Origin of the sequence: Sphaerochaeta sp. (genome assembly GCF_050178175.1) — a bacterium.
Lineage (GTDB): Bacteria > Spirochaetota > Spirochaetia > Sphaerochaetales > Sphaerochaetaceae > Sphaerochaeta.
Genome location: NZ_JBFXGH010000141.1, coordinates 1 through 4,875, shown reverse-complemented (window position 1 = coordinate 4,875; position 4,875 = coordinate 1). Strand labels below are relative to the sequence as shown.

The following is a 4,875-nucleotide window of genomic DNA, read 5'->3' as shown; positions in this document are numbered from 1 at the left end:
CAGGCTGCACTTGCCAGTGAATTGGTTGCGTATATGACCAACAAGGACTCAGTTGCCGCCATGAGTGGTATTTGGCCACCAGCAAGAAAGTCTGTTCTTGAATCAGAGGCATTCCTGACCAGTAACAAGAGCGTAAGCAAGGAGCAGATGCAGAACGCAGTTGCTGCATCCATCAAGACCGGTCGTGTACTTCCCAGTCATGTGAAGTATCCTCAGATTGAGGTGGAATCGAAGATGGTGTTTGACAAGCTCTGGCAGAAAAATGCAGATGTAGGTGCTATCCTCGATGAAGTAGCTACGGTTTACGCGAAATACATTAAATAGCAAGTAAGGTGGGTAGGAGTATGGACGAATGAAACAACATTCCTTGAAAGCAAATCATCGGCGGGATGCCATTATTGGATGGGCATTCATAACCCCACAGATGGCAGGATTCGTATTCTTCGTCCTGCTCCCTCTGATTTCGGTGTTCCTGTACAGTGTGCAGGAGAAAAATCTGCTCTTTGGAACAAGTGTGTTTAACGGACTGGAGAATTTTCGTCTGCTGTTTGCTGACCCACTGTTCTCCAAGTCACTGGTAAATACCTTGATCTTCAGTGCAGGTGTGGTACCGCTCAACCTGATTTTCAGTCTCTTGCTCGCGCTCTATCTTGGGGGTGGGAAGATGGGAACCAGGTTTGTGAGGGGAATCATCTTTTTGCCTGTGGTCACCAGTGGGGTGGCCTGGGCAATCGTCTGGAAGTATCTCTTGCAAGGAGGGGATGCAGGACCGATCAACTGGTTCCTCTCTCTTGTAGGCATAGAAGGGCCGAACTGGCTCTTTGAGAAAGGGTGGGCGATGGCCAGTGTCATCATCAACAGAGTCATGAAGAACCTGGGAATGAATGTACTCATTTTCATGGGGGCTGTACTCAATATGCCCGGCGATGTCATTGAGGCAGCTCGTATTGACGGAGCAAAGCGCTTTACGCTTTTTTTCAAGATTAAGCTTCCTCTGTTGATGCCTACTGTCATGATGGTTGCAATCGTCACCATCATTGGATCGATGCGTGTCTTTGATACCATCAAGTTGATGACCGATGGAGGGCCGGAAGGGTCCACCATGGTTATGGTTTACTATATCTACCATCAGGCGTTCCGTATGTTCGATACCGGCTTTGCATCAGCATTGGCTGTAGTGCTGTTTCTTATTGTACTCGTCTTGACCGCCCTGCAGTGGTTCTCCAGAAAAAGGATTTCCTTCTATGAATCGTAAGTATTTGAAACAGGCTCCCTATGCCTTGCTTGTTGTATTGTTGACCATCTTGTTTGTCTACCCCTTCTGGTGGATGGTTGTGAACTCGCTAAACAGCAGTGCTGAGATATTTGGAGTGCCAAAGTTGCTTCCCACTTCATGGGCATTCTCAAATTATCATGATATTTTTACCGTCCAGCCGTTTGCACGGCACTATCTGAATACGTTGGCTGTTGCCTTTGTAGGTACTGCAGGCAATGTATTGCTTGCAGCCTTGGCTGGATATGCGTTTGCCCGAATGCGGTTTCCCTTACGCAATGCTGCATTCCTGCTTCTACTGACAGCCTTGATGATGCCCATCGAGGTAACCATCATCCCCCTTTTCTTCCAGATGCAAAGGTGGGGTGCCTTGGATACCTTGGTTCCCCTGATGTTGTTGCCGATCTTTGGCAGTCAAGGTGCCTTCTCAACATTCATGCTCAGGCAGTTCTATGTGACGGTGCCCAATGAGTTAGAAGAAGCTGCTAGAATCGATGGGTTGAATCCTCTGGGCATCTTCTTGAAGATTATGCTCCCTGTCGCCGTTCCTGTGCTTAGTTCTGTTGCTATTTTGGCTTTTATTGCTGTTTGGAATACCTATTTGGAGCCACTGGTATTCATCAGTTCGCTCGAGAATTTTACGCTCCCACTCTCATTGACCAACTTCAATGATACCTATGGTCTTCCCCAATGGCATCTGCAGTTGGCTGCAACAACCCTGTCAATTCTACCAATCATGGTGGTCTATCTGCTGTTCCAGCAGAAAGTCTCCGATGCCATGGTGAACACAGGCTTGAAATAAATAAGGATGATTACATGAATACACTCTATGATACACACTTTGATTTAATTGTGGTCGGCGGAGGAATCGCTGGTAGCATGGCGGCAACAGCGGCCGGCAGGGAAGGATTGAGCGTGCTGCTCATCGAGGAAGAAGGATTCCTTGGGGGAAGTCTCACTGCCGGAGGAACGGGTCCCATGATGACATTCCATGCAGGGGAAACCCAGGTGGTTCGTGGTTTGCCCGATGAAATGATACAGCGATTGAAGGTCAAAGGCCTCTCTGTGGGCCATATTCCCGATTCTACAGGCTACACCTACACGGTAACCCCGTTCGATGCTGAGGGCATGAAACGGGAGTTGGAGTTGATGGTCCGGGAAGCAGGGGTGCAGTTGCTCTACCACACTACCGTGGTAGAGGCAGTACCTGATCAGGGAACGCTGGAAAGCATTACATGTCTCTGTGCCGGAAACCTTTTTTCCCTTGAGGCTTCCTATTTCATTGACGCTTCAGGGGACGCGGACTTGATTGCCATGGCTGGCATCCCCTTTGAACAGGGAAGAGAAGAGGATGGCAAGGACCAACCGATGACGATGAACTTCAAGCTTGTTGATGTCGACATCCAGACGATCAGGAACCTGATGGACACAAATGTTGAGCTGTTTCCTTTCCTGGCACCAAAACCTGGAATTCAGCATAGGGCAAGTAGACTTTCTTTTTCTGGGTTCCAAGATAGTATGCGTCAAGGGATGGAAACAGGCGAGATTACCTTTGACCGTGATATTGTGCTCTGTTTTGAGACCAATGCCAAGAATGAGGTCATTGTGAATATGACCCGTGTGTTGGGAAAGAATCCTGTTGATCCCATCCAGCTCAGTGAAGCAGAGATGGAGGGGCGGCGTCAGGTTTGGGAGCTGTACGGATTCCTCAAAAAACATATTCCGGGATTTGAACAAGCAAGACTGACCTACAGTGGCCCACGCATCGGTATACGAAGTTCTCGCCGATTGAAAGGATTCTATAGGATTTCTGTAGAGGACCTTTTTTCTGAAAGAATCTTTGAGGATGCTATTTCAGCGTGTGGGTATCCCATCGATATCCATTCCCCTGATGGTGCAACCACTGATTCCCATTTTCTTAGGGATGGTGGGTACTACACCATTCCTCTTGGAAGCCTGCTCAATGAACAAGTCACCAATGTATTGGCTGCAGGAAGGAACATTAGCTGCGAGTTTGCAGCACATGCAAGCTTGCGTGTTAGTCCTTCCAGTGGAGCAATCGGGCAGGGAGCCGGTACTGCGGTTGCAGTAGCTATTGAGACAGGAAAGGACCTTTTTCATATACCCATGGGCGTTTTACATGCTAAACTACGTACTGCAGGAGTATTTTTAGGATGAAGACGTTCAAACGGGTTACGCTACAGGATGTTGCCAAGGAGGCCCACGTATCATATGCATCGGTCTCTGCTGTCCTCAATGGCAAGGACGGTAAGAGTATCCGGGTGGGAACGCAAACCAAGGAGAAAATTCTTGAATGTGCTGAACGGTTGGGCTATGTGCCCAATATGGCAGCACGTAAGCTCAAGAGCGGATCTACCTCCTTGATTGCCGTCTTCACCTATGAGCCAATGTTTCCTGTTGAGTCTGAGAATGAGTATTATCGGTTCTTCGTCGGGATTCAGGAGACTGCCGAAAAATATGGGTATGACATCCTGATTCTGAACAACCGTCCCACTGAAGAGAATTCGAGTAGGATTGCACTTGCTGATGGTGCTGTCATGATGGGTGTCAACCGAGATGACAAGGGCATCGAACGATTGGTGAAAGCACACTTTCCCTTGGTGTTTGTCGGACGAAGAGAGGTTGCCGGCGCACATACCCATTGGGTGACCTTTGCTTATCAAGAGGTTATCGAGGAAATGGTTGACCATCTTGCTCGAATCTGTCGAAAACAGAGCTTAGTGTATGTTGAGACAAAGGAGCAAGAGTGGGAACCCAGAAAGGACAAACGGTCCTTTTTGCTTGCTGCTGCCCAAAAGCAGGGAATTACTGTACATGTGGTTGAAGCTGATGAGCACTACCGTCTGAGTCAAAATGATTTCAACCTGATCAAGGAGTGCCAGGTGGCAGTGTTTGATCGTATCTTTTTGCTCGATCCCTTTGAGCGAGATTTGGAGCGAATGCAAATGAAGCTCGGACGTGATGTTTGGGGTGCTGTACTGGAAGATGACTGGTTGGGTGGGCATGGACATTGGACGCGGTGGTCGAATCAGCGTCTTGAACTTGGGTCTCTTGCTGTTGAGTATCTTTCACAGTTATTGGGAAAGTGCTTGCTTGAGGGTGCAAGAAAGTTTACTCCCTTGCATTTGGTACTCAGTGAGAGCTCATCGGTTCCTGAGTAATATGAAATAGCTAATGTTATTGTACTCCAAACAGATTCGGATCCTTCAGTAATAGCTCCCTCACCGCCTCATAGGCCGGTTGTGCCTTGTGGTAGCGTACGGTTGCATCCCCAAGTGTTCCTTCCTTGAGGATTCCTTTTTCTCGTAGATAGGGTTCAACTCGGGGAAAGTTCTCTCCTACCTGCGCTATATGGTTCTTGACCGGAGTAGGAATGAGATTGCCATCGGCAAGTCTGGTGAAGAGCATGTTCATCGTATCGCTCAGCCTGTGGGGGATATCCATCCACTCTTCCACACCGTGGAAGAAGGTGTCCCTATTGAGTCCGACACCCACCAGAAGGATGGTTGCATTACGGTCAAGCAGTTTCCCCCAAGATCCTGTGCGTCCACACGGAGTGGTCTGTATATGATCGTCGGCAA

Annotated in this window: 5 protein-coding genes and 1 pseudogene; 5 read left to right on the top strand and 1 reads right to left on the bottom strand. The window is 48.5% G+C overall.

Annotated elements, in window-relative coordinates:
- The 5 genes and pseudogenes from AB7S66_RS11290 to AB7S66_RS11270 all read left to right on the top strand — a co-directional run.
- Positions 1-324: pseudogene (locus tag AB7S66_RS11290) on the top strand (ABC transporter substrate-binding protein); the annotation flags it as partial.
- A 28-nt stretch (positions 325-352) separates the two neighbouring features.
- A complete protein-coding gene (locus AB7S66_RS11285; RefSeq protein WP_160527935.1) occupies positions 353-1,255 on the top strand; it encodes a carbohydrate ABC transporter permease in 903 nt (300 codons plus the stop codon).
- The gene (locus AB7S66_RS11280; RefSeq protein WP_160527936.1) at positions 1,245-2,075 is read left to right on the top strand and encodes a carbohydrate ABC transporter permease; all 831 of its coding nucleotides are present in this window, start codon (positions 1,245-1,247) and stop codon (positions 2,073-2,075) included. Before AB7S66_RS11285 ends, AB7S66_RS11280 begins: the two co-directional genes overlap by 11 nt.
- A gap of 14 nt (positions 2,076-2,089) precedes the next feature.
- Positions 2,090-3,451: an FAD-dependent oxidoreductase gene (locus tag AB7S66_RS11275; protein WP_428520062.1), complete on the top strand. Its 1,362-nt coding sequence runs from the start codon at positions 2,090-2,092 to the stop codon at positions 3,449-3,451.
- A complete protein-coding gene (locus tag AB7S66_RS11270) occupies positions 3,448-4,455 on the top strand; it encodes a LacI family DNA-binding transcriptional regulator (RefSeq protein ID WP_160527938.1) in 1,008 nt (335 codons plus the stop codon). Before AB7S66_RS11275 ends, AB7S66_RS11270 begins: the two co-directional genes overlap by 4 nt.
- Before the next feature lie 16 nt (positions 4,456-4,471).
- Here AB7S66_RS11270 and AB7S66_RS11265 read toward each other — a convergent pair.
- Positions 4,472-4,875, bottom strand: a 404-nt coding sequence (locus tag AB7S66_RS11265; RefSeq protein ID WP_428520059.1) for an AAC(3) family N-acetyltransferase, incomplete at its 5' end; no start/stop codon positions are given.

Excerpts from the sequence above, each read along its gene's own strand:
- AB7S66_RS11275 (WP_428520062.1), top strand. The coding sequence starts at position 2,090 with ATGAATACACTCTATGATACACACTTTGATTTAATTGTGGTCGGCGGA.
- AB7S66_RS11285 (WP_160527935.1), top strand. The coding sequence starts at position 353 with ATGAAACAACATTCCTTGAAAGCAAATCATCGGCGGGATGCCATTATT.
- AB7S66_RS11280 (WP_160527936.1), top strand. The coding sequence starts at position 1,245 with ATGAATCGTAAGTATTTGAAACAGGCTCCCTATGCCTTGCTTGTTGTA.
- AB7S66_RS11270 (WP_160527938.1), top strand. The coding sequence starts at position 3,448 with ATGAAGACGTTCAAACGGGTTACGCTACAGGATGTTGCCAAGGAGGCC.